This window comes from Comamonas sp. Tr-654, from assembly GCF_011752915.1.
In the GTDB taxonomy this organism is placed as follows: domain Bacteria; phylum Pseudomonadota; class Gammaproteobacteria; order Burkholderiales; family Burkholderiaceae_C; genus Comamonas.
The window spans coordinates 136,016-162,586 of the sequence record NZ_VWWQ01000008.1; the positions used below are offsets into that span (position 1 = coordinate 136,016).

General features: G+C 61.2%; 27 protein-coding genes. 17 read left to right on the forward strand and 10 right to left on the reverse strand.

Annotated features, from left to right (window positions below; translation table 11 throughout):
* Positions 1 to 28: 28 nt before the first annotated feature.
* A complete protein-coding gene (locus tag F3J24_RS21875) occupies positions 29 to 184 on the forward strand; it encodes a hypothetical protein (protein ID WP_240154433.1) in 156 nt (51 codons plus the stop codon).
* A 189-nt stretch (positions 185 to 373) separates the two neighbouring features.
* On the opposite strand, the gene F3J24_RS21880 is transcribed toward F3J24_RS21875, so the two are convergent.
* A complete protein-coding gene (locus tag F3J24_RS21880; protein WP_043007571.1) occupies positions 374 to 925 on the reverse strand; it encodes a bacterioferritin in 552 nt (183 codons plus the stop codon).
* 431 nt (positions 926 to 1,356) lie between these two features.
* Here F3J24_RS21880 and F3J24_RS21885 point away from each other — a divergent pair, with 431 nt between their 5' ends.
* Both F3J24_RS21885 and F3J24_RS24855 read left to right on the forward strand, forming a co-directional pair.
* Positions 1,357 to 1,923: a hypothetical protein gene (locus F3J24_RS21885; protein ID WP_167010649.1), complete on the forward strand. Its 567-nt coding sequence runs from the start codon at positions 1,357 to 1,359 to the stop codon at positions 1,921 to 1,923.
* 427 nt (positions 1,924 to 2,350) lie between these two features.
* Complete coding sequence (locus F3J24_RS24855; protein WP_205244908.1) at positions 2,351 to 2,734, forward strand: hypothetical protein; 384 nt, start codon at positions 2,351 to 2,353, stop codon at positions 2,732 to 2,734.
* Positions 2,735 to 2,997: 263 nt separating this feature from the next.
* Here the strand turns inward: F3J24_RS24855 and F3J24_RS21895 are convergent, their stop codons facing one another.
* On the reverse strand, positions 2,998 to 3,147 hold the full coding sequence (locus F3J24_RS21895) for a hypothetical protein (RefSeq protein ID WP_003056894.1): 150 nt from the start codon (positions 3,145 to 3,147) through the stop codon (positions 2,998 to 3,000).
* A gap of 198 nt (positions 3,148 to 3,345) precedes the next feature.
* Between F3J24_RS21895 and F3J24_RS21900 the strand changes: the two genes are divergently transcribed.
* Positions 3,346 to 3,507 carry a hypothetical protein gene (locus F3J24_RS21900; protein ID WP_167010653.1) on the forward strand — a complete coding sequence of 54 codons (162 nt, stop codon included), beginning with the start codon at positions 3,346 to 3,348 and terminating at the stop codon, positions 3,505 to 3,507.
* Positions 3,508 to 3,958: 451 nt separating this feature from the next.
* Here the strand turns inward: F3J24_RS21900 and F3J24_RS21910 are convergent, their stop codons facing one another.
* Together F3J24_RS21910 and F3J24_RS21915 are read right to left on the reverse strand one after the other, a co-directional pair.
* Complete coding sequence (locus tag F3J24_RS21910) at positions 3,959 to 4,798, reverse strand: alpha/beta fold hydrolase (protein ID WP_167010657.1); 840 nt, start codon at positions 4,796 to 4,798, stop codon at positions 3,959 to 3,961.
* Between the two features lie 43 nt (positions 4,799 to 4,841).
* Positions 4,842 to 5,093 (reverse strand): hypothetical protein, encoded by a 252-nt coding sequence (locus F3J24_RS21915; protein ID WP_167010659.1) that lies wholly within the window; start codon positions 5,091 to 5,093, stop codon positions 4,842 to 4,844.
* 354 nt (positions 5,094 to 5,447) lie between these two features.
* Between F3J24_RS21915 and F3J24_RS21920 the strand changes: the two genes are divergently transcribed.
* Complete coding sequence (locus tag F3J24_RS21920; protein ID WP_240154434.1) at positions 5,448 to 5,744, forward strand: YqjD family protein; 297 nt, start codon at positions 5,448 to 5,450, stop codon at positions 5,742 to 5,744.
* A 61-nt stretch (positions 5,745 to 5,805) separates the two neighbouring features.
* Positions 5,806 to 6,153 (forward strand): PRC-barrel domain-containing protein, encoded by a 348-nt coding sequence (locus tag F3J24_RS21925; protein WP_167010663.1) that lies wholly within the window; start codon positions 5,806 to 5,808, stop codon positions 6,151 to 6,153.
* Between the two features lie 593 nt (positions 6,154 to 6,746).
* Here F3J24_RS21925 and F3J24_RS21930 read toward each other — a convergent pair.
* From F3J24_RS21930 to F3J24_RS21950, 5 genes are all read right to left on the reverse strand, one after another.
* A complete protein-coding gene (locus tag F3J24_RS21930) occupies positions 6,747 to 8,933 on the reverse strand; it encodes a TonB-dependent siderophore receptor (RefSeq protein WP_167010665.1) in 2,187 nt (728 codons plus the stop codon).
* Positions 8,934 to 9,012: 79 nt separating this feature from the next.
* Positions 9,013 to 9,729 carry a DUF4198 domain-containing protein gene (locus F3J24_RS21935; RefSeq protein WP_167010667.1) on the reverse strand — a complete coding sequence of 239 codons (717 nt, stop codon included), beginning with the start codon at positions 9,727 to 9,729 and terminating at the stop codon, positions 9,013 to 9,015.
* A 167-nt stretch (positions 9,730 to 9,896) separates the two neighbouring features.
* A complete protein-coding gene (locus F3J24_RS21940) occupies positions 9,897 to 10,256 on the reverse strand; it encodes a DUF3325 family protein (protein WP_167010669.1) in 360 nt (119 codons plus the stop codon).
* A 3-nt stretch (positions 10,257 to 10,259) separates the two neighbouring features.
* Entirely contained in the window at positions 10,260 to 11,942 is a 1,683-nt protein-coding gene (locus tag F3J24_RS21945) for a PepSY domain-containing protein (protein WP_167010671.1), read from the reverse strand.
* The gene (locus tag F3J24_RS21950; RefSeq protein WP_167010673.1) at positions 11,939 to 12,247 is read right to left on the reverse strand and encodes a DUF3649 domain-containing protein; all 309 of its coding nucleotides are present in this window, start codon (positions 12,245 to 12,247) and stop codon (positions 11,939 to 11,941) included. The genes F3J24_RS21945 and F3J24_RS21950 overlap by 4 nt, the downstream gene beginning before the upstream one ends.
* Positions 12,248 to 12,707: 460 nt before the next feature.
* Here F3J24_RS21950 and F3J24_RS21955 point away from each other — a divergent pair, with 460 nt between their 5' ends.
* The 11 genes from F3J24_RS21955 (at position 12,708) to F3J24_RS22005 (ending at position 25,776) form a co-directional block, all read left to right on the forward strand.
* Positions 12,708 to 13,226, forward strand: a complete 519-nt coding sequence (locus F3J24_RS21955) for a sigma-70 family RNA polymerase sigma factor (RefSeq protein ID WP_167010675.1) — start codon at positions 12,708 to 12,710, stop codon at positions 13,224 to 13,226.
* The gene (locus F3J24_RS21960; protein WP_167010677.1) at positions 13,223 to 14,203 is read left to right on the forward strand and encodes a FecR domain-containing protein; all 981 of its coding nucleotides are present in this window, start codon (positions 13,223 to 13,225) and stop codon (positions 14,201 to 14,203) included. Before F3J24_RS21955 ends, F3J24_RS21960 begins: the two co-directional genes overlap by 4 nt.
* 149 nt (positions 14,204 to 14,352) lie before the next feature.
* On the forward strand, positions 14,353 to 16,959 hold the full coding sequence (locus tag F3J24_RS21965) for a TonB-dependent receptor (protein WP_167010679.1): 2,607 nt from the start codon (positions 14,353 to 14,355) through the stop codon (positions 16,957 to 16,959).
* 66 nt (positions 16,960 to 17,025) lie between these two features.
* Positions 17,026 to 19,149, forward strand: coding sequence for a choice-of-anchor tandem repeat GloVer-containing protein (locus F3J24_RS21970; protein WP_167010680.1), 2,124 nt, complete (start codon positions 17,026 to 17,028; stop codon positions 19,147 to 19,149).
* 43 nt (positions 19,150 to 19,192) lie between these two features.
* Positions 19,193 to 21,100 (forward strand): hypothetical protein, encoded by a 1,908-nt coding sequence (locus F3J24_RS21975; RefSeq protein ID WP_167010681.1) that lies wholly within the window; start codon positions 19,193 to 19,195, stop codon positions 21,098 to 21,100.
* Positions 21,101 to 21,179: 79 nt separating this feature from the next.
* Positions 21,180 to 21,794: a biliverdin-producing heme oxygenase gene (locus tag F3J24_RS21980; RefSeq protein WP_167010682.1), complete on the forward strand. Its 615-nt coding sequence runs from the start codon at positions 21,180 to 21,182 to the stop codon at positions 21,792 to 21,794.
* A gap of 90 nt (positions 21,795 to 21,884) precedes the next feature.
* A complete protein-coding gene (gspN, locus tag F3J24_RS21985; RefSeq protein ID WP_167010683.1) occupies positions 21,885 to 22,676 on the forward strand; it encodes a type II secretion system protein N in 792 nt (263 codons plus the stop codon).
* 93 nt (positions 22,677 to 22,769) lie between these two features.
* Positions 22,770 to 23,114: a YbaN family protein gene (locus tag F3J24_RS21990; protein WP_167010685.1), complete on the forward strand. Its 345-nt coding sequence runs from the start codon at positions 22,770 to 22,772 to the stop codon at positions 23,112 to 23,114.
* Positions 23,036 to 23,701, forward strand: coding sequence for a rhombosortase (gene rrtA / locus F3J24_RS21995; protein ID WP_370527764.1), 666 nt, complete (start codon positions 23,036 to 23,038; stop codon positions 23,699 to 23,701). Before F3J24_RS21990 ends, rrtA begins: the two co-directional genes overlap by 79 nt.
* Before the next feature lie 220 nt (positions 23,702 to 23,921).
* The gene (locus F3J24_RS22000; RefSeq protein ID WP_167010687.1) at positions 23,922 to 24,902 is read left to right on the forward strand and encodes an alpha/beta hydrolase; all 981 of its coding nucleotides are present in this window, start codon (positions 23,922 to 23,924) and stop codon (positions 24,900 to 24,902) included.
* Positions 24,903 to 24,918: 16 nt separating this feature from the next.
* Positions 24,919 to 25,776: a GNAT family N-acetyltransferase gene (locus F3J24_RS22005; RefSeq protein WP_167010689.1), complete on the forward strand. Its 858-nt coding sequence runs from the start codon at positions 24,919 to 24,921 to the stop codon at positions 25,774 to 25,776.
* Between the two features lie 279 nt (positions 25,777 to 26,055).
* Here the strand turns inward: F3J24_RS22005 and F3J24_RS22010 are convergent, their stop codons facing one another.
* Complete coding sequence (locus F3J24_RS22010; RefSeq protein ID WP_003077262.1) at positions 26,056 to 26,547, reverse strand: heme-binding protein; 492 nt, start codon at positions 26,545 to 26,547, stop codon at positions 26,056 to 26,058.
* Positions 26,548 to 26,571: the final 24 nt, after the last annotated feature.

The window sequence follows — 26,571 nt, forward strand, 5'->3', positions numbered from 1 at the left end:
GGTCCGGAAAAACCTGCTTGATCCCGCAGTGCCTCTATCGACTTTCCCGACGCTGAGTCTGCAGGCACGCCTGTCCTTGGATGGTCAGGCCATGCCGCAGGCCGGGGATGTCTACAGCTCGTCGTTTTCGGTAGCCTCCGGCTCCGCGAACTTGCTGCTGGAGTTGAATCGGGCGCTGCAGTGACTGCAGATGGGCCACCCTTGCTGAGGTGGAGAAGGCGCCCTCATCTGCTTTGGCAGTGCATCGGAAATCAAGTTCGGAACGGCAGTGTGGCGGCTGCGCGATCCTGCGCCTGCATTCGGGTGTCGGCGGTAACCGGCTTGTCAACGGATGCTGGAGTCGATGCATCGGCTCCGATGCCCTGCTCTGCTGCTATTTATGCATCCAGTCGGACAGCTCGTCAGCGTGCTCCTGCTCCTGTTCAAGGATCTGTTCGATCAGTCGGCGAGTAGTGTGGTCTTTATCTCCGATCAGGGCAATCATCTGTGTGTAGGCCTCGATCGCCACTCGTTCGGCAACGAGGTTGGCCCGAATCATGGAATGCAGGTCCAGCTGTTCGTCGTAGTCAGCGTGACTGCGGTCAACAAGCGTGGCCGGATTGAAGTCAGGTTCACCACCCAGTTGGACAATGCGCGCTGCTATTCGATCGGCATGGGATTGCTCCTCGTTGGCATGTACGAGAAATTCACCGGCTATGGCTGGAGAGGACAGGCCGGTAGCCGTGAAGTGGTGGCGTTTGTATCGCAGAATGCAGACCAGTTCGGTGGCCAGGGAGTCATTCAGCAGCTGGATGATGTCCTCGCGCCAGGGGCTTTTTTCTTCCACGACAGCTCCGTCATCCAGGCTGCGCTTGGCTCTTTCCAGTGCCTGGGTATCAATCTTCAGTGGCGCGTGAGCGTTTTTCCTTTGTGCAGTTTGGGACATACGTGGGTCTCTGAGTTATGGGGTGAACACAAGGCTGGCAGCTCTTGCGGGAGTCAGGCCAGCCGCGTATGTCCAAACTTAGATGGCATCGCCATGCATGTCTGTGAGACAACTTCGCATAAGCCTCGCTGAAGCGCAGTCCGATTTTTGGAGTCGCTCCTTGTCAGGCAGGGCCTGGGAGCCTCATGCACTCCCGGCTGCCGCAGGTTCCGGGCCCTGTACCGATGAGCGGCTGTGGATGGCCTGCGTAGGCTCAGACCCACCCTCATTTTTAGGTATGCCTGACGCTGCGGCAGGCTCATGGGTTCTAGAGTCAAAGTTCGCCCTGCACAACAGTGGTGCACGCTCAGGCAGCGCTGCCGTTGGGCGGGTTAACGATCCATTGCGTATGTCTAAAGGCATCGTGATAACAACCTGATAAGGAAAGTGTCATGAAGTTCAACCCCAAGCTGGCCATCGTTTACGCCGCAACTGCTTTAGCCACATCGGCTTTCGCTTTGACACCCGCAGAACACACAGCAGAGAAGCAACGTATCAGCGCGGAGTACAAGGCCGCCAAAGAGCAATGCAAAACCCTGAAGGGCAATGCCAAGGACGTCTGTGAAGAGCAGGCGAAGGGCGCTGAGAAAGTGTCGTCAGCGGAGCTGAAATACAAGGCCGAGCCCAACGAAAAAAACCAGTATGCAGTCGCTAGAGCGAAGGCTGATGCTGATTACGGAGTGGCCAAGGAGAAGTGCGACGACTTCTCTGGCAATTCGAAAGATGTGTGTCAAAAGGATGCAAAGGCCGCGCATGTAAAGGCACTGGAGTCAGCGAAAGTCTCCGAAGTTAGAAATGATCCGTCTGCAAAGCCAGGTGATATTGCCAATGCAAGAAAGGACGCCAGCGAGAGAACCAGGGAGGCGGACTACAAGGCTGCCAAAGAGCGCTGCGATCCGCTGTCCGGTGATGTCAAGGATGCCTGTATAGCGGATGCCAAGAGACGTTTCGGTCAATGAGCTCGGCAGGTCTGAAGACGTAAAGGCGGAGCTTCATGCTCCGCCTTTTTTTGCCCCACATGCCTCGGATCTGCATGTATATCGATACATCCGGATATGCATATGAGGACCAGTGAAATATGAGGAAGTCAGTACGGGTCGAGGTCGTGTATTACTTGACGCACTGCCCATCAGCTTCAGGAGCTTGCTTTCTTCGGAATGAGGCCTGGAGTACCGGTTCTTTGGCTCATCCTGCCTTCAACCGAATGAGGAGTATCTGGCGATCGCCTTGATGGAGATCGATCTGGGTGGCGCTGAAGAACAGCATTTGAGAAACACGAACACGCAAGGTCGGAGCTGTGTGAATCTTGTTACTTTGGGTAAAACCGTTTAGAGGTAGGGATGACTTCGCGTAAGTTGAAGGCTCATTCTTACAAACGGGAGGAACATGCCAATTCTAGGAACGCCTGCGCCATTTGATTTAAAGCTGCATGACTGGCTGAGCAAGATTGAAGCGGCGAAGCCATGCCATTGTCAGCAGGAGGCGCATGATCTGATCATGAGTTTGTGGGCGCAAACTCATCTCGATGGCGGTGCTCCTGAAGTGCTTGTACAGGCTTTGATGAGCAGAAAGCTCTGTATCGAAGATGGTTGGCAGGGCCTGGACTCCGATGTCGCGTTTACCGATATTGACGCGAATTTTTCGGTACGAGTCCATCTGCATATGGATGGAAGCGTCGTTATTCAATCGATCGAAGAAGATGCGCCTCAGATTCTGGGTGTGCTGCCAGCTGCGCCACAAGACCAGTTGGTGTCGGTAGGCGTTGGATGAACCCATAAAAATGCCCGCCGAAGCGGGCAAATTTCAGGGTCGTATCAAGCAGTCCTTCAGCGTGGACAGTCAATGCATTTGAATACTTGGCGATGGCTTTGTTTCCTCGCCTAGTTGCCGCTTATTGCATTTGCACTGCTGCTGATTGAAATTCGGACTCTTGATAGGTTGCCCCATCTGTAGCGGCCAATAGAGGCTTCGATACTGCTTGTTTGTCAAAGGGTGGCAAGCATCTTCGCGCCCACTGGTCGCGTTGTCATGTTCTATTTTGCCTGTTGCTGCTTCTGCTGACCCTGCTGCTGCCCAGGCTGTTGCTGCTTTGGGGCTTGCTGCTGTTGCTGCTTTTTTTGCTGATCCGCCGCGTTTTGACCTTGTTGATTCACATTGTTCTGCTGGTTGTTTTGCTGTTGCATAACTCTAGTCCTTCAGTTGAGGTGAACAACAAGCGGTTGCTTGCTGTGCTTAAAGCATGACGCTTCATCAAAAACCACTTTGTAGGAAGTCGGAGACCAAGCCTGTCTTTTGTAACGATGATCGGTACCGACCAGGCTCTGCCATTTACTTGCTTCAGCAGCGACAGTAAGGTGGGATGAAGTCCAAGGAGAAAGGTCATGAAAATTCTGAATGCGACCGGCCCCGATGCCCCCAATCTCCCCCCGCTTGAGGATCCGAATCGGCCTCCAGGCATTCCTCCCGCCAAGCCCAAGCCGATCGATCCTCCTCGAGATGTTCCTCCGGTGCAGCTACCGCCAGAACCTGCGCCCCAGCCCTGAAGGAGGCCGCAGATGCCAAGAGGGGACAAGTCCAAGTACACAGACAAGCAGAAGCGCCAGGCTGCACATATCGAAGAGAGCTATGAGGAGCGGGGAGTGAGCGAAAAAAGAGCCCAAGAGATCGCGTGGGCCACGGTGAACAAAGAGTCCGGGGGCGGGAAAAAGTCTGGCTCGGGCAGAGCCAAGCCCAAATCCAAGTCATAGCGGCGGCGGCGCAGATCGGCACCTCATCAGACAGAGCACAGTCTGCGAAGCCTTGCTCCGGCTCTGGATCGATGGATCATGGCCTCACAGGCTGCTGCACAGTCAACATCCGGCATGAGGCAGCAGGTCATCATCTGCTCATCGCTTTCTTGAGGCCGGCATGCAAAGCATGAATCGCAAGCTGTAGCACAGGCGTCAGTTAGCAAGGGAAATCAAGGCAGGCTCCTTTAAAGCAGCGAAGAGAGACTCAGTGAGCCTTGATGAAATCGATCAGCGCCCGGTTGAACTCCCGGGCATGCGAGAGATTGCAACCGTGCGGCCCGTTCTTGATGACATGGAGTTGACTGCCTTTCACTGCCTCGTGGGTTCTCGCCCCGCTGACTTCCAGAGGAACAATGCGGTCGCTGTCGCCATGAATGATGAGCGTAGGCACATCAATTTTCTGCAGATCGTCCCGAAAGTCGGTTCTTGAGAAGGAACCGATGCAGGCATGGGTTGCCTTCGCTGAGGCAAACGCCGCAATCGTCTTTGCATACTCGCGCTGAGCCTCGCTGACCAGCAAGCTGCCTTGCGCATTCGAGAAGAATTTCTGTGTGAACTCATCAAGAAAGCTCAGGCGGTCCTGGAGCACGGCCTGTTCCTTCTTCGCAACGTCCGCTTCGGTGACCGCTCCCTGCGGGTTCGTCTCGCACTTGAGCAGGAATGGTGGGACAGCTGCCGCGAACACCGCACATCGGATAAAGGCTGTGCCGTAGGTACCGATGTAGCGAGCCACTTCGCCGCCGCCCATGGAGAAGCCCACCAAGCAGACCTTCTCCAGTTCGAGCTCCGTGATCAACTCATTGAGGTCTCTGGCCAGCGAGTCGTAGTCGTAGCCACCCCAAGGTTGGGAAGAGGCACCAAAGCCTCGCCGGTCATAGGCAATCACCCTGAATCCGGCGTCAACCAGATCAGCAATCTGAGGCTCCCAGGTGCGTCCGCTCAGCGGCCACCCATGAATGAGCACAACGGGCGGACCATTCCCAAAGTCTTGATAGTGCAGTTTTAGCGGCCTGGAACTGGATTGGGAAATATCAAGGTATGGCATCGAATCTCCTGTGTAGTTACGGTCATACAAGACTTGAGCCGGATTAGGTCTTTCTTCGGCTACCCAAGGGGCGTCCATCGCCGGCCCTGGCATCTGTATCGACGAGACCTCTTTTGAGGTCGTTGTGGGCTTGCTCCATCTCCGGGTGAACATTGCCGCCGGTTGCATGCAATGACTGATCCCGCTCGTGTGGCAGCTGGGACTCGTTGCCATGCGCCCCCGCGTCGCCCTTTTTCCTGAGATTCACCTTGGCTTCGTCAGGGCTTGCCACCGTCAATTGGTCTTTCGGTTTCATAAGCGCCTCCTTTCGAAATCTCAGTCTGGTGCAGTGGTCAAGACCGCCGTGTAGTCCATGCGGCAAGACATGTTCGAACCTGTGAATGACGTGTCCAGATGCTAGGGGTCGATGCACGGATTCAGGATCGATAGGTTCAAAGTCACTTGCCCGGACAAATACCGCATACCTCGCACCGACCGGGCATATGCGGGGCCGGTCTGTCCACGAGGAGGGCTTTCGATCCTCAGTTTGAGTGATGAAGACGTCGTTGCCTCAGGTCACATTTCAAATGGCCAGGCCCGGGCTCGGCCTACAGCAGCTCCAAGCTCATGTGCTTACTCTGAACCTCACATGTTCACGAAAGGAGCTCACATGAGATTTCGAAAAGCGAATACCGCTGACCTCACCAACGACCTGAGTCAGCTGCTGGATGACTTGAAAGAAGTCCTCACGTCCAAGGGGCGCGATGCGGACCCGGCAGCGTCACTGCTGTTCAGCAAGGCGGCATCAACGCTGGAGAAAGTGAGAACCGCCTCGTCCAACGCAGTTTGCGAGTCCAAGGCCGCGGCGCAGGCTGCGGATGCTTATGTACACGACTCACCCTGGCGTGCAGTGGGCGGGGCATTGGCGGTTGGCGCACTGATTGGATTGGTGCTCAGCCGGCGTTAAGCCGTCGAAATTCTCACCAGCCACCGGGCTTCCCAGTGGTCAGTTCAAACAAGGAGTTCACATGATCACCACATCCGCTCTCATTTCATCGTCCAAGGTGGACGGCACCAAGGTATATAACCCGGCTGGCGAAAAGCTGGGCTCGATCGAGTCCCTGATGATCGACAAGATATCCGGCCAGGTTCGCTACGCTGTCATGGCATTCGGCGGCTTCCTGGGGATGGGCACCGATCGCCATCCATTGCCATGGAGCACTCTGAAATACGACGTGAATCAGGAGGGCTACGTTGTTTCCCTGTCCAAGGACCAGCTGCGTGAAGGACCTCGGTATCCCGTGGACACCGTGCCCGAATACACCGATGAGTACGGAAGGCGTGTCCATGACTACTACGGCGTGCCGTGGATCTGAATCAGCCCGGCACTGCAGCGCTCATTGTCGTGAGCGCTTCACACCAGCCGCCTCTGTTGATGCGGCTCTTTCAAGGAGTTTGTTATGAACGGCAATCAGCATTCCGCAGCCAGCACCACGGAACATTGCACAAACGACAAGCCCTCAGAGAACCAGGCATCTGAGCCGACCATCATTGCCGAACAGCACAGAGGTGCGTCAGCGGGCCCGAAGGATATAGCTGGGAATGCAGCTGCCAGCACTCCGCCTGCTGCGCCTGAGCAGCCAGCCAACCCCCATCCACCGCAGCAGCCACAATATCCTGCGGATCCGATGGACCCCTCCGATCCCAATGGCCCGAATCCGATCGAAGGCGGAAGAGAGGAGCTGTTTCCCACGGAGCCTGCCAAGCAGCCTCCCAACGAGTAGCTCCTGCGTGCGCTGAAGATCGAGGACTGTTGGACAGAGAAAGATAAGGCGACGGCAACCGTTTACACATGCAGCAAGCCGGATCGAGTGCAAGGGTTGCACGGCGTAAGGCCTGGAGCCCGCCAGGATGGCAGGCCCCAGGGAAGCGGGACGGAAATTCCTGTTGCCGGCCCCGAGCTGCTCGCTCAATAGCGATAGCTGGCAGTCAGCAGGAAGTTGCGGCGTTCGCCGTAGAAGCAGTCGCCACGCGACAGACATTGGGTGATCACCACCTTGTCGCCGATATTGTTGGCATGCAGGGCCAGGCGCCAGTCGCCGGCGTCATAGGCCACCATCGCGTCGGCCAGCAGGGCTGACGGCGTGTCGATGGCAGAAGTACCGCTCCACTGCGGGCCGAGATAGCGCAGGCCCGCGCCGACGCTCCAGCCGCCGCGGCCCTGGGCCGCAAAGCGGTGCATGAGCCAGCTCGATGCCATATGGCGTGATACTGCGGCTACACGCTGCCCCTGATCGCCAGCGTTGCTGCGGCTGATCTTTGCGTCGGTATAGGCGTAGGCCAGTGTCCAGTCCCAGTTTCTGGCCAGGCTGGCGATCAGCTCGGCTTCAAAGCCCTGGGTTTTGACTTCGCCCAGTTGCAGGCTGTTGAGTGGGTTGGCTGGGTCATTGGTCTTGCGATTCTGTTCGCGCAGTCCATAGACCGCTGCATAACCAGACAGACCTTTGCCCTCCGGAATCCATTTGACGCCGGCTTCCAGCTGCTTGCCGCGTTGGGGCTTGAACGGCGTGCCGTAGAAGTCCACACCGCCCAGTGGCTGGAAGGATTCCGTATAGCTGACATACGGCGCCCAGCCGCCGCCGGCCTGGTAGGTCACGCCCAGGCGCTTGGTGGTGGCAGAGTCGTCGGCCGCTGCTGCCGGGCGACCTTCGGTCTCGGTTTTGGCCTTGTCATGACGCAGGCCCACCGTCGCGGTCCAGGGGCCCCAGCGCAACTGGTCTTGCAGATAGAAGCCGAGCTGGCGCTGCGCCACGTTGGGCGCACGTACCAGCTGGGAGGCCGAGGGCGGCGTGAACGTGCCATACACGGGGTTGTAGACATCCAGGGCTGTGCCTGGTCCGCGCCAGTTGGACTGGTTGCTGGTGTTGCGCTGCCAGTCCATGCCGGCCAGCAACTGATGTTGCACCTCACCGGTCTGCAGCAGGCCTTCGAGCTGCGTGTCGACCAGCAGCATGCGTCCGCCGTTGATCTGCCATACGGCATCGCGCTGTACGGTGCGGCCATTGGCGTCAAACACCGGGCGTGCAGGGCGGCCGGTGGCTGCATTGGCGGCAAAGCTGGTGTAGAGCGTACGGTAATCCACTTCGCTGATGGTGCGGCGCAGGTTCTGGCGCAGTGTCCATTGCGAGTTCAGGCGGTGGCTGAACAGATAGCCAAAGGATTTGTTTTCGGAGTCGTACTTGTCCCAGCCGGGTTCGCTGATAAAGGTGCGGGTCGGAATCTGTCCGTAGGGGCTGGGCAGGCGCGTGCCCTGCCAGGGAAAGAACTGGGTGATGGAGCCGCTCCTGTCCTTCTGGTACAGGGCTTGCAGAGTGAGCGAGGTATCGGTGCTGGGACGATAGGTCAGGGAGGGCGCAATCACCACGCGGTCATCCTTGACGTGGTCGACCTGGGTGTTGCTGTCGCGGCCCACGGCCACTAGGCGATAAAGCCACTTGCCTTCCTCGTCCATGGCGCCGGTCATGTCGCTGGCAATCTGCTTGCGGCCGTGGCTTCCAAGCTGAATCTGCACCTCATTCAGCCGCTCGGCCTGTGGGCGCTTGCTGGTCAGGTTGAGCACGCCGCCCACGCTGCCCTGTCCGTAGAGCACGGAGGAAGGTCCGCGCAGAAACTCCACGCGCTCCAGCGTGTAGGGCTCGACCTTGATGTTGTTGTAGGTGCCGTAGGTGCGCAGCAATCCGTCCTGGTACTGGCTGACATCGCCGCCGCGCGCCTTGAAGGAGTCCACGCGGTTGTCGAAATAGCTGGAGTTGATGCCCGCCGTATAACGTGTGGTTTCACGCAGAGTAGTCACCCCCTGGGCCTCGAACTGGTCGCGCGTGACCACGCTGATTGATTGCGGCGTTTCGATCAGGGGCGTATCTGTCTTGGTGGCCGAAATCGCCCGCCGTGCGACAAAGCCGGTGACCGGGCCTGTGGCGGTTTCGCCGGCCAGATTGTCTTGCACGGTGACAGGGGCGAGCGTGACTTCGGCATTGCTGTTGGTGCTGGTGGTGGAAGGCGAGGTTTGAGCCTGTGTGCCCAGGCTCAAACAGGCTAGTGCGCTGAGCAAGGCCAGCGAGCGTCGGTCGGTCAGACCGGAATAAGAGGAGTTCATGTTGCGTTTGTCAGATGGATGGCCCTGCAAAAAAGCGTTGGGGCCGTTTGCGTTGACGGGTTCGAATCGCGGCAGCGCATCAGGGCTTGGCGGCTGCAGGCAGGGCGGGCGATGGCATGCCGTCTTCGACGCTGAAACTCAGCGTGGTCACATAGCTGGCCTCGCCATAGCTCTTGCCTTGCGCCTCGCCGCCTTGCTTGTGGCTGTGATGCACCTCGGCCACATACAGTCCCTTCCAGGGCAGGGCAAAGCTGACACGGCCTTGCTCGTCACTTTGAGCCTCGCGTGACCAGCCCGACGGTGCGACGATCTGCACCTTGGTCTTGGGCAGGGCCATTCCGTTGAAGCTCACCATGAGCTGGCCCGGCTTGCCTGTGGGCACCAGATCAAGGGCTTGGGCATTGGCGGCCACGGCTTGTCCCGGCGTTGCCACCCAGCGGGCCGCAGGCACCCATAGCAGGGCTGGCTCATTGCGCTTGCTGCGGTCGATCAGGGGATAGGCGGCGCTGGCAAAAAGAGTTTGGGCCTGACTTGCGGCGTTGTAGCTGAAGCCTGTGGCATTTCGTTGGCCGCTCAGTTGCTGTGTGCCGCTGGCTGTTTGCTGGGCCAGCGTGGGCGTGGTCAGAAATTTGTCCAGCGCACCGGGCGAAGTCTCGCGCAGGTTGTCGTTGAACTCGCCAAAGAACAGCTGAGCCTGGCCGCCATTGTTCTCCAGCCAGACTTGATGGGCCTGGGCCGTGCCAAGGCTGGCAAGCAGAAAGGTGGCGAGGCCTAGGGCATGATGAAAGTGGCGCATGAAAATCTCCTTGGATGCCGGTAGTTGAATGAAGGGCTATGCTTGAGCGAAGACTGTCGGTCCGGTGTCCGCACGCGAGCGCCGAGCTGAAGCGCGACCCTGCGCTTTCTTTGTGCTTGCGGGTCGTCGATGGGCGGCGGCTGGCCGGGCGGGTCCGGCTTGGTGTCTCAATGACCGAGGCGGCTGAAGCAAAAAACCAGTAATGCCAGGCCCAGCGCTGCCAGGCCGAGCACGGGCAGGCGCGGCGCTTGCCAGGTGGCCAGGGCGGTGGCAGCCAGCGCCGACAGGCACAGAGCTGCGGTCCAGGCCGTTGCCGACAGGGCGACGCTGCTCGCAGCCGGCAAGCACAGTGCAATGCCCAGGGACAAGCCCAGCAGCGCCCAACCACTCTTGAACAGGCGCTGGCGCAGCACTGCGGCTGCAGGGGCTTCACTGTCCACCCCGGGCCAGGCATCTTCGTGATGTCGGTCCATGGCCAAGGCCAGGGCCGTCCAGGCGGCAAAGCACAACAGAAAGTCGAGCAGCATCTGTTAAGCCTCCTGCGCCGTGTTGTCGCCGGGAATCCGCGCGGCGTTGGGTTTGCGCTCGGACTTGGCAGCGGCCGCATGTCTGGCTGCGGGCTGGGGCCTGTGCCTGAGCAGATGCCGGGTGAGGGCGGCAAGCATCAGTCCCGTGGCCGCAAAACTCAGGTCCATGCCGGCCCAGCTCCAGTCAAGGGCTGGCAGGCTGATGCCCAGATGGGTGGAGGTGGTCAGGGCATTGACCAAGGGCAGAAGCAGATAGGCGAGGGCGGCCATGCCCAGGACCAGCACCCAGCCCTGGCGTGAAGGCCGTACCAGACCCAGCAGCAAGGCCAGTATCCAGATGCCGAAAAAGCAGGACAGCTCGGCATCGGGTCGGCCGGGCATTTCCAGGGGCAGCAGCCGGTTGGCCAGCAGATAGGCCGCAATCGCCAGCGGCAGGCCGCCCATGAGGCCGATATTGAAACTTGCCACCAGCCTTTCGCCAAAGGGCAGGGGGGCGGCAGGCGTCTTGCGCAGGGCCTGGGCGCGGCGCTTGACGGACCACAGTATCAGTCCTGAGGCAATCATCAGCGAACCCATGACGCCAAAGCCAAACAACACCCAGCGCATCCCGGTATCGGCGAAGCGCCCCAGATGCAGGCCATAGAGCACTCCATAGGTCTTGATGGCCGGGCCCTGCGGATCGACCTGGGTCTGCAGCTGGCCGGTGCGGCCATCGAAACGCAGCCGTGCTGGTCCGTATTGCAGTCTGTCGCCGTCGTGGCGGGTGATTTCCACCAGAGGGCCCTGGCTGTCGCTGCGCACCGTGATGCTGCCGACACGGCCGCCCTGCCATAGCTGACTGGCCTGGCTCAGCATGGGGGCCAGATCCAGCATGGGCAAGGGCTCGGCCTGCGCGTTGCCGCCGCGCCTGGCGCTGCGTGCACCGGGAACATCGCCCTGCAGCTCGGAAAAATAGCTTTGCGTGTCCGTTCCTTTTGCGCCAGGGTAGGCGGCGGCTATGCCGGCTGGCATATACATGGCGTGAAAAATCATCAGACCGCTGAAGGTGATCATCAGATAAAAGGGCAGCACCAGCACGCCCGACACATTGTGTGCGTCCAGCCAGGCGCGCTGTCCGCCCTTGCGCGGGCGAAAGGTGAAGAAGTCCTTGAAGATGCGGCGATGCGTGACCACGCCGGTCAGCAAGGCAATGAACATCATCAGCGTGGCTACGCCCACCACCCAGCGGCCCTGAATCGTCCAGCGGCCCTTGTGAGCGGTGCGAAGTTCGAAGTGAAAACGGTAGAAGAACTCTCCGCCAGCGGTCTCACGGGCCTGCAGTGCGACACCGGTCTGCGGGTGCAGCAGCAAGGTTTCGAAGCGGCTGTTGGGCTTGTCGCGCCACAGTACATTCACGGCCGGAGTGCGTTCATCGGGCAGGCGCATGATGAAGTTGCTGACGCCCGGCGCGCGCTCGTGCAGCGCCGCCTGGGCGCGTTGTGCGACGTCGCTGTCGGACGCGGGCAGACCGTGCAGCTCGGGCCGCATCCACAGATTGAATTCGTTCTTGAAAAAGCTCAGCGTGCCGGTGACGAAAATCGCAAACAAAAGCCAGCCCAGAATCAAACCTGACCAGGTGTGCAACCAGGACATGGCCTGGCGAAAACCTTCCTGCTCGGGCTGGTGCGTGGTTCGAGAGCCGGTCATGCCTGCACTCCCCACCACGATGTCCCGTATATCAATGCCCCCAAGGACAGCGTCGGAAGAAGTACCCCCGCCCAGGCAAGCCAGGCTGTGCGCGCATAGAAAGTCCAGCCAATCGCCATGGCGTAGATGACCCAGGACAGCAGGGTGGCTGTCATCACCGCCTCCACGCGGCTTATCAGCGAACTCAGCAGCAGACTCAGTGCGGCTGTACTGACGGCTGCCAGCGCATAGCCGCCTAGGGCGGCAGCCAGGCTGCGCGAGGCAACGGCAATCCGGTAATACGCAAGGGGGGCGCTGGCTTTCATGCCGCCTCCTGATGCGCTGGCGGGCGGCAAGGATTGCGGCATTCAGAAGCCGCAATGACAAAGCGCGGGCGAAACGCCCGTGGCAAGGAAACGCAGTTAGACGGGAAACTCAGCATGACAGACAGACAAACGGTGCGGCTGGTTCGCTGGCTGGCTTGTGTCAAGAAATCATGCTGGCGTGCGAAGAAATGTAAAGCCGAGTATAGACTTTATTGAGAATGATTTTTATTTGTTTCTTGGTTCGGCTTGCAAGGCCTGGGAAGGCGGTATACGTAGGTTTCCGATCACTGGCCGGTGTCTGCCGGGCAGGCCCTTCCCGGAGCGTTGGGCGATTCATGACTGGGGATCAGCTCTGCATTCCCCTGAGCTATGCAAGGATAAGCATGGTATGTGTTTCAAATGAATACAATTGAGAATGATTCTCAGTAATTAAATTTGAGCCGTACGGAAATCATGAGCCATGGTTGGTGTGCAAGCTAGTTCTTCTTCTCTTTTACACACGCTTTATTGCGACCACCACGGATGGCTGGTGAACTGGCTGAGGCGGCGAGTGCATTGTGTGCAGGACGCGTCAGACCTGGCGCAGGATACCTATATGCGTCTGCTCAGGCAGTGCCCGGAGGAGTTGCAGGAGCCTCGGGCCTTTCTCGCCACGGTGGCACGCAGCGTGCTGATCGATCATTGCCGGCGCATGTCTCTGGAGCGGGCCTATCTTGAGACCTTGGCCCAGATGCCGGAGCCCGTATGTCCTTCGCCCGAGGAGCGGGCCATTGTGCTGCAGGCACTGGAGCAGATAGATCGCATGCTGGACGGGCTGGGTGCCCGCGCGCGCAGTGCCTTTTTGCTGGCGCAGCTCGATGGGCTGACCTACAAGGAAGTGGCGGCGCGTCTGGGTGTGTCCCTGAGCTCGGTCGAGAAATACATGGCGGCGGCCTTTGCGCACTGCTACCGCATCGTTTATCTGGATACCGCGGCATGAGCGCAGCTCCGAACGAGCCATCGCCGGAGGTGGTGCAGAAGGCCATCGCATGGCTGGTGCGTCTTCAGGGGGGCAGTGCCTCCGCAGCCGTCTGGGATGAGTGCAGGCTCTGGAGAGAGGCTGCGCCCGAGCATGCCCTGGCCTGGGAGCGACTACAGGGCATTCAAAGTCGTTTTGCCGCCATGCCTGCGGTACCGGCCGCTCTGGCGCAACAGACCCTGAATGGCGCGAGCAAGCATATGGGGCGGCGCAAGGCCATGGGGCTGATGGCCATTGTGATGGGGACCGGGTGTAGCGTGCTGATAGCGAATCGGCATTGGAGCGACAGTGCCTTGCTGGCCGATCTTCGTACCGGAGTGGGTGAAGTGCGCCGCGTGGTGCTCGCCGACGGCTCCGTCATGCTGATGGACACTTCGACGGCCGTGAACCTGCGCTTCGATGAGGGCGAGAGACGCCTGGTTCTGATCAGGGGGCGCATTGCGCTGACCTCGGGGTCCGACAGCGAGGCGCAGCGCTATCGTCCTTTGTTCGTGCAGACGCCACACGGTCAGGTGCTAGCGCTTGGCACCCGCTTTCAGACGCAGGTGCGGGAGGACGGCACCCAGGTGCAGGTATTGAGCGATGCCGTCGAGCTCAGACCTCAAGCGACGTCACAAGTCCAGCTTCTGCGTCAGGGCGAGCAGGCCTGGTTCGATGCTTCGGGAGTTCATGAGCTGAAGGCCGGCGACGGTGATGGCGACGCGTGGACGGATGGGCTGCTGGTGGCCCGAAGCATGCCGCTGTCGGTTCTCGTGGCGCAGCTCGGTCGATACCGGGCCGGGTATCTGGCTTGCGATGAGCGTGTGGCGCAACTGCCTATCTCCGGAGTGTTCAGTCTGAGGGACACCGAGCGCAGCCTGGATCTGCTGCAGAAAACATGGCCTCTGGAGTTGCGCCGACGTACGCGTTACTGGGTCACGCTGGTGCCGCGCGGCTGAAGTTTTCTGGCTGGTCGCACAAGGCACAAAAAAAATTTCAAAAAACATTACGGGTTTGGCGAGCTGCTTCGTCCTTGTTAACAGTAGCGCCTTGAAAAAGACCGCCGTTTGGCAGGTCTGACATGGCGGCTTTCAGAAAGGACTTATTCATGCTCCCCCGTCGCCTGTCACGCATGCGTGCATCCGCGCCTAGGCACCCCGCCGCACTTGCCCTGACCGCCGCCGCGGTCAGCCTTGCCTGGGGCACGCTGGCGCCGGTGGCTGCCCATGCGCAAATCGCGTCCCAGGCGAGCAATCAGGCGTTGCGCTCGTATTCGATTCCCGCAGCTCCTGTGGAAGCGGTGCTGAATCAACTGGCCCGTGAGGCTCAGGTCATGATCGCGTTTGATCCGGCCCTGGTGCAAGGCAAGCAGAGCCGAGGATTCAAGGGCATGGCAACGGTTCAAGCTGCGCTGGATTCGCTGCTGGAGGATCATCCGCTGCAGGCGCAAAGCGAAGGGCCGGGCGCATGGCGTGTTCGGCCGGCAGCTGCCCGTTCCCCGAAAGCGGCGCAAGGTGCGCGGGCCGGTGTGCAGGAACGCAATCTGGACGAGGTGCTGGTCGTCGCGAAAAAGGATGCACGCCAGCAGGTGTTCGAGACGGCAGCCTCGGTGGCCGTGGTCACGCGCGAGGAGATCGACCGTTTGCCACCGCGCAATACTGCCGATGTTCTTGCAGAGGTGCCGGGTGTCTATACCTCGCAAAGCCGCAGGGATCCGGGGGTGTCGGTGAATATTCGTGGCATGCAGGATTTTGGCCGGGTCAACGTGATGATCGACGGCACACGCCAGAACTACCAGCAAAGCGGACATGGCTCCAACGGCTCGGTGTATCTCGATCCGGAAATGCTGGGCGGTGTGGATATCTCCAAAGGACCAACCTCCACAGTGGGCGGCGCAGGGATGATTGCGGGGGTTGTCAACTTCCGCACGCTCGAAGTAGACGACCTGATAAAGGACGGCAGCACCCGCGGCGCCCGGCTGAATCTTTCGAGTGGCAACAACGGCTATCACTTTGCCGGCAGTGCGGCTCTGGGCCTCAAGCCCCGTGAGGACCTTGATCTGGTAATGCTGGTCAGTCGCAAGAAGGTCGGCGAATTTGAAAAGGGCCGCCGTGGGTCCATGACGGCCGATGTGGATGGTCAGGTGCATGGCGTGAGCCAACTGACCTCGCAGGATCAGACTTCGGTATTGCTCAAGAGCACCTGGCGTTTCGCGCCTGAGCAGCAGCTCAAGTTCAGCTATATCGGCATGGATGCGAAGTTCGGCGAGAAGCCGCAGTCGGCCAGTGGTGGGGGCATTCTCAACCATGTCCGTACCGATACCTTGCTCGCCAACTACGCGTGGAACCCGTCCGCAAGCGCTCTGGTGGATCTCAAGTCCAGCCTCTACTTCACCCGTACCCGCAATCAGGCGCATCGCTACGCGGGCGGCACGCTGGACCCCTATGCCTATGACCTGCAGTACCAGACCAGTACCGTGGGGGGGACGCTCGAGAACACCTCCCGCCTTCAGTGGGGAGCCAGGGATGCAGCGCTGCTCAAGACCGGAGCGGAGTTCTTCCACGACTGGACCGACCCGCAGGCACAAGCGCTCTCGGTGGGGGCGGATGCCGGCACGACGGCGCTGTATGCGGGCTCGACCCCGAAAGGCAAGCGCACCGTTGCCAGTTTGTTCGGGGAACTCAACTGGATGCACAGCGACTGGCTGGAGCTCACAGGTGGCCTACGCTATGACTGGTACGGCATGCAGGGGGATGGACGCATGCGCGTCGGCTCGCTCATCAACCCTCCGGGCGTGCGCCCCCCGTCGACGGCGCTGTACACCCGCTTCAAGGCTGATCGCAACGATGGCGCTTTCGCACCCCGCTTGGCGCTGGCCGTCAAACCGGTGGAGCCCATACAGCTGTTTGCCAGCGTGGGCCGGGGCATGCGTCCGCCGGCACTGACGGAGGCGTTGATGTGGGGCCAGCATACGGGCAGCCTCTTTCCCTACTACCCCAACCCGGATCTGCGCGCAGAGCGCTCGCGCAACTGGGAGGTCGGGGCCAATGGCGTGTTTGACGATGTGCTGAGCAAGGGCGACAAGCTGCGAGTGAAAGCGGCTTGGTTCAACAACAAGGTCAACGACTATGTGACGCTCGCGCGCATCATGTCGCCCATCGATACCGCCGGGGGCGGCCTGCTGGGGCCCTATGCCTATGTGAATCTGCAGGACCCTTTTCGCAGCAAGGGCCTGGAGCTGCAGGGCGACTATGACAACGGTCGCGTCTTCGGCAGTCTCAACTACACCCACATGCTCGTCAACACCGGCAAGGGCGGTTATGACTCCTTTCCTCTGGGCAGTCTGACTGGCTACCCCAACAACAATCTGGGCCAGTCGGGCGACGCCAACATCTGGTATGTGCTGCCGCCCAGAAAGACCGCTAGCCTGAGCGCCGGTGTGCGTCTGCTCGACAAGAAGCTGACGCTGGGTGGCCGCATGCGCTTTCAGTCTCCCAGCACCAACAGCAGCGTCTGGACCACGCAGGGTGAGCGCTACAACCAGAAATCCTGGCGTCTGTTCGACCTCTGGGCAAGCTACGAAATCACTCCCAACGCCACCTTGCGTGTGTCCATCAACAACCTGCGCGATCTGAACTACTCCGAGATGCAGGGCGGCAGCTATTTCATCGGCCCTGGCCGTACCGCCATCGCCACCTTGTCCATCCAGTTCTGAGCCTCGGCCCGGGCCCGCGCCTTGCCGCTGCTTCCATCCGTCCGTCTTTTCCCAAAGGTCCCTGTGATGTCCTTTTCCGCTCTTCATGGCAGGCCGCTGCATTGGCCCGCTGCAGCCTGCATCGCCGCGGCGCTTTGTGCCGCCATGCCTTCCGCCGCGCAGACCAAGGTCAGCGATGCACGCCTGACCATGCTCACCGCGTTGCGGCCCGCCGGCGACGATGTCACCACGCCCGACGGAACCATTGGCTGGCCCGGGGCGCGCTTCCCTACCTCTCCCCCACTGTATGCGGTGCGTCCCGGATCCAGCGCAGGCTATCTGTTCGGCGGCTTCAACGGTGGCGGCCCCACCGTGCTGTCTTCGCAGATGTATACCTCGCTGGGCATGTACATCATGCGCGCCGGAGTCTCGGTCTACGAGCGCGTGGCCTACAACCCCGTCAATGACCTTCACGGCCGTATTTCGAGCACACCGGTGAAGGCCTCCGATGGCAGCCTCTATGCAGTAATGAGCAACACCTATGGTGAGAGGTACGCGGGCAAGAACCAGCCCAGCGACATCGTTTACTCGCCCGCAGTGGGCCTGGGTGTGATCGTGCGTACCGACTACGACGGTGCCAATTCAGGCGTCCTGCAGGGAACGAAGGGGCAGCTGTATTCGCCCAACGGTGCACTGGTCATTGATGCGCAGGACAACTTGTATGGCGTAGACAAGGGGCCCAAGGGGCAGGGGCGGGTTTTCAAGATCGATATCGCCTCCGGCAAGGTAAGCACGCTGCATGAGTTTTCGGCCGGACCCTCGGGCATGCGCCAGTCTGTGAACGACCTGATTCTGGGTCAGGACGGCCTGCTGTATGGCGTGACTGCCTACAACCGTGGCCTGCCACTGGCTGCGTCGACGCCGACGGCAGCGAGCACCCCCACGGGAACGCTCTACAGTCTCAACCCGGCCGACGGGAGCGGCTTTACCGTGCTCCATACCTTTACGCTGGCCGAGGGTGAAATCAATGTCCAGGACAACGCCACCAACGAGGGCTTTGTGCTTTACCCCAGTGGCATTCCCTATGAAGCAGGGGTGACTGCAGGCGGTGACGTCACCAACCGCACCTTGGGGGCAGGGCAGGAGCATGGTCTGTCGTCGCTGATCGATGGTGGCGACGGCTATCTGTATGGCGCAACCTCGGTCGGAGACTGCCATGTATATGTGAACAACACGCTCACTGGCACCTTCATCAAGAGCATCACGCGCGACAACCCATCCTGCGGATCGCGCAAGTGGGCTCCAAGTGCGACGCTGAGTTACGGCAGGGATTTGCCCTACTACGACGGTCCCAGGCCCTATGGTGCGCTTTATCGCATTGCCAGAAGCGGGGGGGCTTTGCAGATCCTGCATACCTTCAGCGATACCGATGGGGCCACGCCACGCGGGCCCCTGGCGCGAGCTGCGGACGGCGCTATCTACGGCACAACCCTGTCCGGCGGCGCCAATATGTGCACGCCGTCCAGTGCAGCGGCCAATTCCGAAGTGGGTTGCGGCACCGTCTACCGCATCCGGCCGGCGAGCATTGTGGTGAACGGCGAAGGACAGGTCACGCAAGGCGGCTTCGAGTTGGTGCATTCCTTCTCGGGCACGGATGGACGCAAGCCTGTGGGCTTGCGCGCGGGCGGTGACGGACGTCTGTATGGAGCAACCGCAATGGGTGGTCATTATCTGAACAGCGCCGGACAGGTCGTTTCCACGGATTTCGGCACGGTTTTTCAGCTCGCCGTGGATTCGGCCGAAACCCCGCGTGCCGATGCCAGTCTGGTGGCTAGTGCCGGTGAGATCAAGGCCGGTGAAACCGTCTCATTGACCTGGATCACCAATAACGCCAAGCAATGTTCTGCGGCATCGACAGCAGGCGACTGGGTGGGCTCGGTGGCCACACAGGGCAGCGTCGAGCTACGCCCGGCTCGGGGTACCTATCGCTACACCCTGACCTGTGATGTGGCAAGCGGTGCTGCAGGTGCCCAGGTCTCAGCTTCCACCGTGGTCTATGTCAGCACCCCGGCAACCGCCGAGGACGGCAACCAGGTCTCCTACGGCAATGGCGGTGGTGGCCCGTTGTCTGTGTGGCTGCTGGCCCCGCTTGCGGGCCTGGCACTGCAGCGCCGGCTCGCACGCGGCGCTGCTCGCAAAGCGCTCGACTGAGCTTCATCTTCCCTCTCGTTCTTACACAGGAAAGTCAATGGCAATGAATTCAATCCAACTCTCGGTCTGGCGTGTGACACGACTCACCTTCCCCGCTCTGGCACTGGCTCTGCCCCTGTCACAGGCGATGGCCCAGACTTCACCTGCCGCGTTCAAGCCCACCGTGCTGCATCAGTTTGGCGGCCTCAACAACGGTGGTGGCAAGCCCATGGTGCCGCCGGTGCTGGCAACCGACGGGCGTCTGTATGGGCATACATTTCTGGGTGCTTCTGCTGTTGCCCCGTCGTTCTGGGGTCAGGGCACGGTTTATGGGCTGGATGCGGCCACCGGCAAGAGCCATAGCTTCGAGTTGCTGGGTAGCATCTATTCTGGGTCAACGCCGCTGGTGCCGACGCCTCAAGGGGGCTTTTTTGTCGCCGGCAATGGTGCCGACCCGAGCAATCCCTCGTCCTTTCTGACCGTGCCAGCCGTCTTCAATATCAAGGACGGTAAGGCTGTCTCCCTCCCTGCGCCGAGCATCAAGCCCCTGGGCAGCATGGCTCTGGATGCAGCGGGCAACCTTTATATGGGTTCCGGCGAATCTGCTTCCAGCTGCGCAGCCAGCACCACGGCCAATACGCTGTGGCGCATGAATGCGGACCAGAGCTATTCCAAGGTGCTTGATTTCTGCCAATACGCACAGGCGCAGGGCAGCACGCAGGTGCACACCAAGGGCGGCGCGCCTGTGGCCAGCATCTGGAGCAAGTCCGACCAGGCCTTGTATGTGCTGACCGGCGTGTCTGCCACCGGTGTTGCCGACAGCTCGCTGACCTCGGATAACCTGGGTCGTTCGGTGGGCACCCTGGTCAAGCTCAGCCAGGCGGCGATCGACAGCGCTGTTGCGCGCAACGGTACGCTGGATGCTTCTCAAGTAGAGCTTCTGCATACCTTCATGCGTGCCCGTGACGGCGAGCCTACGGCCAAGGGCGCTCGTGTGGTCGGCATGATAGAAGCCGGCGAGTGGCTTTACGGAACGACACAGTTCAATGCGCCTACAGCTGGCAACGCCATGGACAACCGCTACGGCGGAACGCTGTGGCGCGTAAAGAAATCCGATCCCTCCAGTTTTGCCGTGGTGCACTATTTCCGCGGCAGCGACCAGGCGGCGCTTGACGGCACGGCGCAGGCCGATGGCAGTGCGCCGTCGGGGCCGCTGGTGCTGGCCGCAGATGGCAACATCTACGGCACGACGGCCCGCGACGGCTCGACCATGTATGTCCCCAAGACGGGAGTGCAGACGCCGGTCGGTGCTGGTGTGTTGTTCCGCATCAAGCTCGGCAAGGCCGCGGATCGCATGGATGACAGCTATGAGGTTCTGCATCGCTTTGATCTGGGGACGGAGGGCGGTACTCTGGCAGGTCTGAGTTTGGGCGCTGTTTCCGGCGGAGTGCAAAAAATCTATGGCGCGGCGACAGCGGGCGGCGGCGGGCAAGCCGTTTCTAGCGCCGTGATCGAAAACACCGGCAATGGCACGATTTTCTCCTTTGACGTGCCCCTGCCTGTCGCGTCATTCAGCGAAGGGCTGACGGCCTCCGTCGCAACCGCGGCCGTTGGTTCCACCATCGAGCTGAGCTGGTCCACCACCCAGGCCAGCAACTGCACTGCCAGCGGTGCCTGGAGCGGTGCGCAGCAGACCAGCGGCAGCAAGGTGCCCGTGGTACTGGCGGTTGAGGGCGAGAACAGCTTCAGTCTGACTTGCAGCAGCCAGAACGACGGTCAGCCCGTGACCAGCAAGGTCACGGTACAGGCTACCGCAGTCACGCAGCCCGGAACGGGTAGCGGCGGAAGCACAGAGACGGGCAACAGCAGCAATGGCGGCGGCGGAGGAGGTCCTTTGAGCGCTTGGCTGCTGGCGCCGTTGGCGGCCCTGGCCTGGGCACGCCGTCGCAGCTTGAAGTCCTCGCCGAACTGAGGCGAAACCTGGAGCAAGGCGACTCCGGGCTGGACCAGCCCGGAGCTGCTTCGCCATCGAATTGAAGTCAGGAAATACCATGAATCTGCAAACCAGCCCTTTGAGCGGGGCCCGACTTTCCCAGCGTCTCAAGACGGAGACCGCGCAGCAACATGAGCGCATGCATGAGCTCATGGAGCAAGGCAATCCATTTGCCGATCGCGGCAGCTATGCGCGCTTTGTCGCCGCCCAATACCTGTTCCAGCGCGACGTGGAGCATCTGTTTCAGGATGCCGCCGTCAAGGCAGCGGTCCCTGACCTGGAGGCGCGCGGGCGTCAGGAGGCTTCGCTGGCTGATCTGGCCGATCTGGGGGCAGAGCTTCCGCAAGGTGCACTGGGCAGCGAGGCCGTAGGCATGCCCGAGGCCCTGGGGTGGCTGTATGTGTCGGAGGGCTCGACCCTGGGGGCAGCCTTCCTGTTCAAGGAAGCCAGGGATCGTCTGGGTTTGTCGGAGACCTTCGGGGCCCGCAATCTGGCGGCCTATCCGCAGGGACGGGCCCTGGCCTGGCGTGCGTTTGTGGCTTCGCTCGACGCGCCGGAGCTAGCCGATGCCGCAATCCAGGACAGAGTGATTGCTGGTGCCAATGCTGCCTATGACCGCTTTGGCAGCTTGCTGGAGCGCTATTTTCCGCAGCCTGCAGCCATCGATGCCTGAGCATTGTTGCGTACCGTGGTAGCTGGAACGCATTGGCGCAGAAGCGGCCGCTCAAGGCCTTCAACGGCTGGCTCGCCATGGCGCTGGGCCATGGCGGGAGGACTGCTCGGCGGCGTGCTGTGCCTGCTGGCCTTTTTCCCCGCGCACTGGCTTGCGGCTCAGGTCGCCATGGCGAGTGGCCAGCGCATCGCGCTGCAGGACGTGCGCGGCTCCGTCTGGAAGGGGTCCGCAGTGCTGATGCTGGCGGGCGGAGCGGGCAGCCATGATGCGCAAGCCTTGCCGGGGAGGTTGAGCTGGAGTCTGCATCCGACCCGCAGCAGTGAGGCGCAAGGCCTGAGCCTGCAGGACTGGGGTGTTGGCGTCGCTGTTGAGCATGCTTGCTGTCAGCGACAAGCGGTGCGACTGCGCTGGCTGCCTTTGCGACGGGTGTTTCAGCTGTCAGGGCTGGACTGGCAACTGCCGGCCCAGCTGCTTGCAGGCCTGGGTACTCCCTGGAACACGCTGGGCCTGGACGGCCAGCTTCAGCTGTCCTCGTCCTTTCTCCAATGGCCCGAGAGCATGGAGACTGATTCCATGCAGGGGCGTCTGGAGTTGAAGGCCTTGTCGCTGTCTTCCCGACTCTCCACGCTGCGCCCGCTGGGAAGCTATCGCATGGCACTTGTCGCTCAGCGCACAGGCGCGGGCCCGGGCTTTGAGCTGCAGACGCTGCAAGGTGCGCTGCAACTGAGCGGAAAAGGCCAGCAGCTTGCGGGTCGCTGGCGCTTTCAAGGACTGGCCGGGGCCGAACCCGGACAGGACGCGGCGCTGGCCAATATATTGAACCTGATAGGAAATCGCGGCGGCGATATCGCATGGAGCATCGTGCGTTCTCCGCCTCCCTGATCCATGACAGAACCATCCTCATCCGCCGACTTTCCGACCCGAAGGCCAGAAGAATTGCATAAGCGCCTTTCCCTGCCCCTGCGTTGTCTTTTGATGGTCTTCGCCGTTCTCTGCGTGATATTGGGCCTGATCGGTGCCGTGGTGCCCGGCATGCCGACGACCGTGTTTATCCTGATGGCCGCCTGGGCGGCGGTACGCAGCTCGCCCAGGCTTCACGGCTGGCTGTATGCCCACTCCCTGTTCGGCCCCATGTTGCGCAACTGGGATGATGGCGGGCAGGTAAGCCGTCGCGTCAAATGGATGGCCAGTGCCAGCATGGTGTTCAGCTCTGCGCTGATCTTTCATATCGCCGAGAACCCGTGGCTGAGCGCATCGGCGGTGGCAGTCATGGCCTGCGTGCAGATCTGGCTGTGGCTCAGGCCCGAGCCCCAGGCATGAAGTCCGGCCTGGGAGCTCTCTCACCGAGGCAGTGTGCGCTGCTGATGTGCATGCTGATGGCCTTGCTGCAGGCCCTGCCTGCTGCATGGCGAGGACTGCTGCGCTATGAGACAGCGGCACTTGCCGATGGGCAATGGTGGAGGCTGCTGTCGGCACATTGGGTGCACCTGAGCTGGGCTCATGCCGCAATCAATGCCTGCGGCTTGCTGCTGTGCTGCTCTTTCGCGGATGCAAGCTGGACGGCAAGGCGTCTGCTTGCCTGCATGGGCTCTCTGGCCGTTCTGGTCTCTTTGCTGTTGTGGTTCACCTCGCCTCAGGTGAGCGACTATGTCGGCATGTCGGGCCTGCTCTACGGACTGATGGTCTGGATTCTCCTGCCGTCGGTTCTGCTTCGTCGGGATCTTCTGGCCGCCACCGTGCTGCTGCTTGTCATGGGCTGGCTGGCCTGGCAGTCCTGGGCCGGCCCCGATCCGCGCGAACAGAAATTGATCGGTGGCTATATCGTCACCCAGGCGCACTGGTTCGGACTACTGGGCGGAATCCTCGGCGCCTTGAACAGCTGCCGCAGCCAGTTGGTTCAGCGATGAACTGCTGCCGTGAGCTGCCAGCAGCCGCGTTGCTATGCTGGCGACCTTGGCCGATGCCTTGAGCCCGTTTACACGCTCCTGGCAGTAGCCAGGCACCACCATGGGCTGGCTCCCTGTAACGTCTGCGACGGTATCGATTCCGAACAATTGTCAGCATTGGCCTGCAGACTTCGGAGTTGCAACGCACAATGCCAGCCTGTGTTTTTTATTCATCGTGATCATGTCCGATTCCTCTGCGGCTTTGCCAGCCAGTCTGACACCATCCATGCGCGATGTGCTGCGTCGCATGGAGCGGGCCGCGCGCACTCCCATGCACGAGCTCGGCGCGGAAGCTGCCAAGGCGGCCTATGAGGCTGGCGCCGGCGTGCTTGAAATCCCCAAGCAGGCCTTGCCTCGTGTGGAGGAGCTGCAGATTCCTGCACGCGACGGAGCGAATCTGCCGGCCCGCCTCTATGCACCTGTGACCCGCGATGAAGCCCCTGCTGCTGGCTTGCCTGCGCTGCTGTATCTGCACGGTGGCGGCTTTACGGTGGGCAGTGTGGCCACGCATGACCAGCTTTGCCGTCAGCTCGCGCACCTGGCGGGCTGCATGGTCGTGTCGCTGGACTATCGCCTGGCGCCGAAGTTCCAGTTTCCCGTCGCACATGACGATGCCTGGGACGCGCTGCAGTGGCTGGCAGCCCATGCGCAAAGCCTGGGGGCAGACGGCAGCCGCCTGGCTGTCGGCGGCGACAGCGCCGGCGGTACGCTGGCGGCAGCCTGTGCCATCGAAGCACGCAATACCGGCCTCAAGCTAGCCTTGCAGCTGCTGATCTATCCCGGCACCACGGCGCACCAGGACACTGACTCCCATCGCCGCTTTGCCCATGGACTGGTGCTTGAAGAGGCTTCCATCACCTGGTTCTTTGCGCAATATATCGCCAGGCGCCAGGACCGCGAGGATTGGCGCTTCGCTCCTTTGCTGGCTCCCGATGTAGACGATGTCGCACCTGCCTGGATCGGCCTGGCCGAGTGCGACCCCCTGGTGGACGAAGGCGTGGAATATGCTGACAAGTTGCGCATGGCGGGCGTGGCCGTGGATCTGGAAATCTACAAGGGCGTGACCCATGAGTTCGTCAAGATGGGCCGCGTGATTGCTGAAGCGCGTCAGGCGCACCGGGACATGGCGCAAGCCTTGCGCGGCGCGTTTGGATTGAATTGAAACCAGAGTAATAACTATGAATCGACAGGACTTTCGCAGCTTTACGCGTATCGAGGTGCGCTGGGCCGAGGTGGACGCGCAGAAGATTGTTTTCAACGCCCACTATCTGATGTATGCCGATGTGGCCATCACCAACTACTGGCGCCAGCTAGCCATTCCCTATGAGGCCGGCTTTGCGTCGCTGGGCGGCGAGCTGTTTGTGAAAAAGGCCAGCACGGTCTATCACGGCTCGGCCACTTTGGGCGATGTGCTGGATGTCGGCATCCGCTGCGTCAAACAGGGCAATACCTCGCTGCAGTTCGAGGCGGGCATTTTCCGGGGCATGGAGCTGCTCAACACCGTGGAGCTGATCTATGTGTTTGCCGACGCGGCGACGCAGACCCCCAGGCCCGTCCCTCAGGCCCTGCGGGATCTGCTCACTGCCTACGAGGCAGGGCAGGAGGTTGTCACGCTGCGCTCGGGCAGCTGGAACGACCTGGGGCGCGATGCCGAGCGCCTGCGCCTGGCCGTGTTTGTGCGCGAGCAGGGCGTACCGCGCGAGATCGAGATTGACGAGCTCGACCCTGTGGCTCGTCATGTGGTGCTGTTCAACGGCTTGAACCAGCCCGTGGCCACAGGAAGGCTAGTCAGCGATGCGCCGGGCGTAGGGCGTATCGGCCGCATGGCCGTGGATCGCAGCGTGCGCGGCGGTCGCTGGGGACGCATGGTGCTCGAGAGCCTGATGGGTGCGGCGCGCGATCGCGGCGACAAGGAAATCGTGCTGCACGCGCAGCGCCATGCTGAAGCCTTCTATCTGCGCGCAGGCTTTACGCCAGTAGGCGAGCCTTACGAGGAGGCCGGCATTCCCCACATCACCATGTGCAGAGTGCTTTGATACATCTGTTTTGATAGCTTGTAACGCTTTATCTGCAAGCGTTCAAGCCCGATTTGATGCTTGATGCGAAGGAGCGCCCATGGCAAGAATCATGACCGTCCTCTGTCTGATTGGGGTGGCGGCGGCTGCCTATGTTGCTTATCGCTACGGGGTTTTCTGAGCCCCAGCGGCTAAAGGAGAGCGCCACCCGCTCGCGGGATCGCTCTGCGGCGGCCTGCTTCGCAGGCCTTGCCGCACGCAGGCTCGAACTCTGTTTTTCTCACCTGCGTGCTGGGGCCATTACTGCAACTGATCCTTCAGCGCGGTGATGGCCTTCTGGGCGCAGGCTTCGTCCAGATGACCGCCAGGCGCACCAGCCACGCCAATGGCGCCAATGGTTTCATTGCCGATCTTCAGGGGCACGCCACCACCCAGTACCAGGAAGCCGGGGATATTCGCCATGCCGGCTGCATCGGGATTGGACTGAATGGCCTTGGCGATGCCGCTGGTGGGGTTGCGCGACGACGCCGAGGTGAAGGCCTTGGCGCGCGAGGCTTCGACAGTATGAGGGCCTGCGCCGTCGGCACGCACCATGGCCAGCAGCACGCCCGAGCGATCCAGCACCGAGGCGCTGACGTTATAGCCGTCGGCGCTGCAGGCCGCCACAGTCTGCTGGGCCAGCTGCAAGGCAGTGGCGCTGGCGATGCTGCGGGTGGAAACGGTGGCTGCGGAAGCGGCGGCGGCGGCCAGGCTCAGGGTGCAGAAGGCGATGTTGCGCAGGCGTTGGTTCATGTCAAAGCTCCTTGTGGATTGGGG

What these genes read in the sequence shown, in the direction of transcription:
- F3J24_RS21970 (WP_167010680.1), top strand. Translation starts at nt 17,026, where the DNA reads ATGTCCTTTTCCGCTCTTCATGGCAGGCCGCTGCATTGGCCCGCTGCA.
- F3J24_RS22000 (WP_167010687.1), top strand. Translation starts at nt 23,922, where the DNA reads ATGTCCGATTCCTCTGCGGCTTTGCCAGCCAGTCTGACACCATCCATG.
- F3J24_RS21935 (WP_167010667.1), bottom strand. Translation starts at nt 9,729, where the DNA reads ATGCGCCACTTTCATCATGCCCTAGGCCTCGCCACCTTTCTGCTTGCC.
- F3J24_RS21925 (WP_167010663.1), top strand. Translation starts at nt 5,806, where the DNA reads ATGATCACCACATCCGCTCTCATTTCATCGTCCAAGGTGGACGGCACC.
- F3J24_RS21915 (WP_167010659.1), bottom strand. Translation starts at nt 5,093, where the DNA reads ATGAAACCGAAAGACCAATTGACGGTGGCAAGCCCTGACGAAGCCAAG.
- F3J24_RS21965 (WP_167010679.1), top strand. Translation starts at nt 14,353, where the DNA reads ATGCTCCCCCGTCGCCTGTCACGCATGCGTGCATCCGCGCCTAGGCAC.
- F3J24_RS21900 (WP_167010653.1), top strand. Translation starts at nt 3,346, where the DNA reads ATGAAAATTCTGAATGCGACCGGCCCCGATGCCCCCAATCTCCCCCCG.
- F3J24_RS21990 (WP_167010685.1), top strand. Translation starts at nt 22,770, where the DNA reads ATGGTCTTCGCCGTTCTCTGCGTGATATTGGGCCTGATCGGTGCCGTG.
- F3J24_RS21950 (WP_167010673.1), bottom strand. Translation starts at nt 12,247, where the DNA reads ATGAAAGCCAGCGCCCCCCTTGCGTATTACCGGATTGCCGTTGCCTCG.
- F3J24_RS21945 (WP_167010671.1), bottom strand. Translation starts at nt 11,942, where the DNA reads ATGACCGGCTCTCGAACCACGCACCAGCCCGAGCAGGAAGGTTTTCGC.
- F3J24_RS21895 (WP_003056894.1), bottom strand. Translation starts at nt 3,147, where the DNA reads ATGCAACAGCAAAACAACCAGCAGAACAATGTGAATCAACAAGGTCAA.
- F3J24_RS21975 (WP_167010681.1), top strand. Translation starts at nt 19,193, where the DNA reads ATGAATTCAATCCAACTCTCGGTCTGGCGTGTGACACGACTCACCTTC.
- F3J24_RS22010 (WP_003077262.1), bottom strand. Translation starts at nt 26,547, where the DNA reads ATGAACCAACGCCTGCGCAACATCGCCTTCTGCACCCTGAGCCTGGCC.
- F3J24_RS21910 (WP_167010657.1), bottom strand. Translation starts at nt 4,798, where the DNA reads ATGCCATACCTTGATATTTCCCAATCCAGTTCCAGGCCGCTAAAACTG.
- F3J24_RS21940 (WP_167010669.1), bottom strand. Translation starts at nt 10,256, where the DNA reads ATGCTGCTCGACTTTCTGTTGTGCTTTGCCGCCTGGACGGCCCTGGCC.
- F3J24_RS21960 (WP_167010677.1), top strand. Translation starts at nt 13,223, where the DNA reads ATGAGCGCAGCTCCGAACGAGCCATCGCCGGAGGTGGTGCAGAAGGCC.
- F3J24_RS21930 (WP_167010665.1), bottom strand. Translation starts at nt 8,933, where the DNA reads ATGAACTCCTCTTATTCCGGTCTGACCGACCGACGCTCGCTGGCCTTG.
- F3J24_RS21920 (WP_240154434.1), top strand. Translation starts at nt 5,448, where the DNA reads ATGAGATTTCGAAAAGCGAATACCGCTGACCTCACCAACGACCTGAGT.
- F3J24_RS21880 (WP_043007571.1), bottom strand. Translation starts at nt 925, where the DNA reads ATGTCCCAAACTGCACAAAGGAAAAACGCTCACGCGCCACTGAAGATT.
- F3J24_RS21955 (WP_167010675.1), top strand. Translation starts at nt 12,708, where the DNA reads ATGGTTGGTGTGCAAGCTAGTTCTTCTTCTCTTTTACACACGCTTTAT.
- F3J24_RS22005 (WP_167010689.1), top strand. Translation starts at nt 24,919, where the DNA reads ATGAATCGACAGGACTTTCGCAGCTTTACGCGTATCGAGGTGCGCTGG.
- F3J24_RS21980 (WP_167010682.1), top strand. Translation starts at nt 21,180, where the DNA reads ATGAATCTGCAAACCAGCCCTTTGAGCGGGGCCCGACTTTCCCAGCGT.
- gspN (WP_167010683.1), top strand. Translation starts at nt 21,885, where the DNA reads ATGGCGGGAGGACTGCTCGGCGGCGTGCTGTGCCTGCTGGCCTTTTTC.
- F3J24_RS24855 (WP_205244908.1), top strand. Translation starts at nt 2,351, where the DNA reads ATGCCAATTCTAGGAACGCCTGCGCCATTTGATTTAAAGCTGCATGAC.
- F3J24_RS21885 (WP_167010649.1), top strand. Translation starts at nt 1,357, where the DNA reads ATGAAGTTCAACCCCAAGCTGGCCATCGTTTACGCCGCAACTGCTTTA.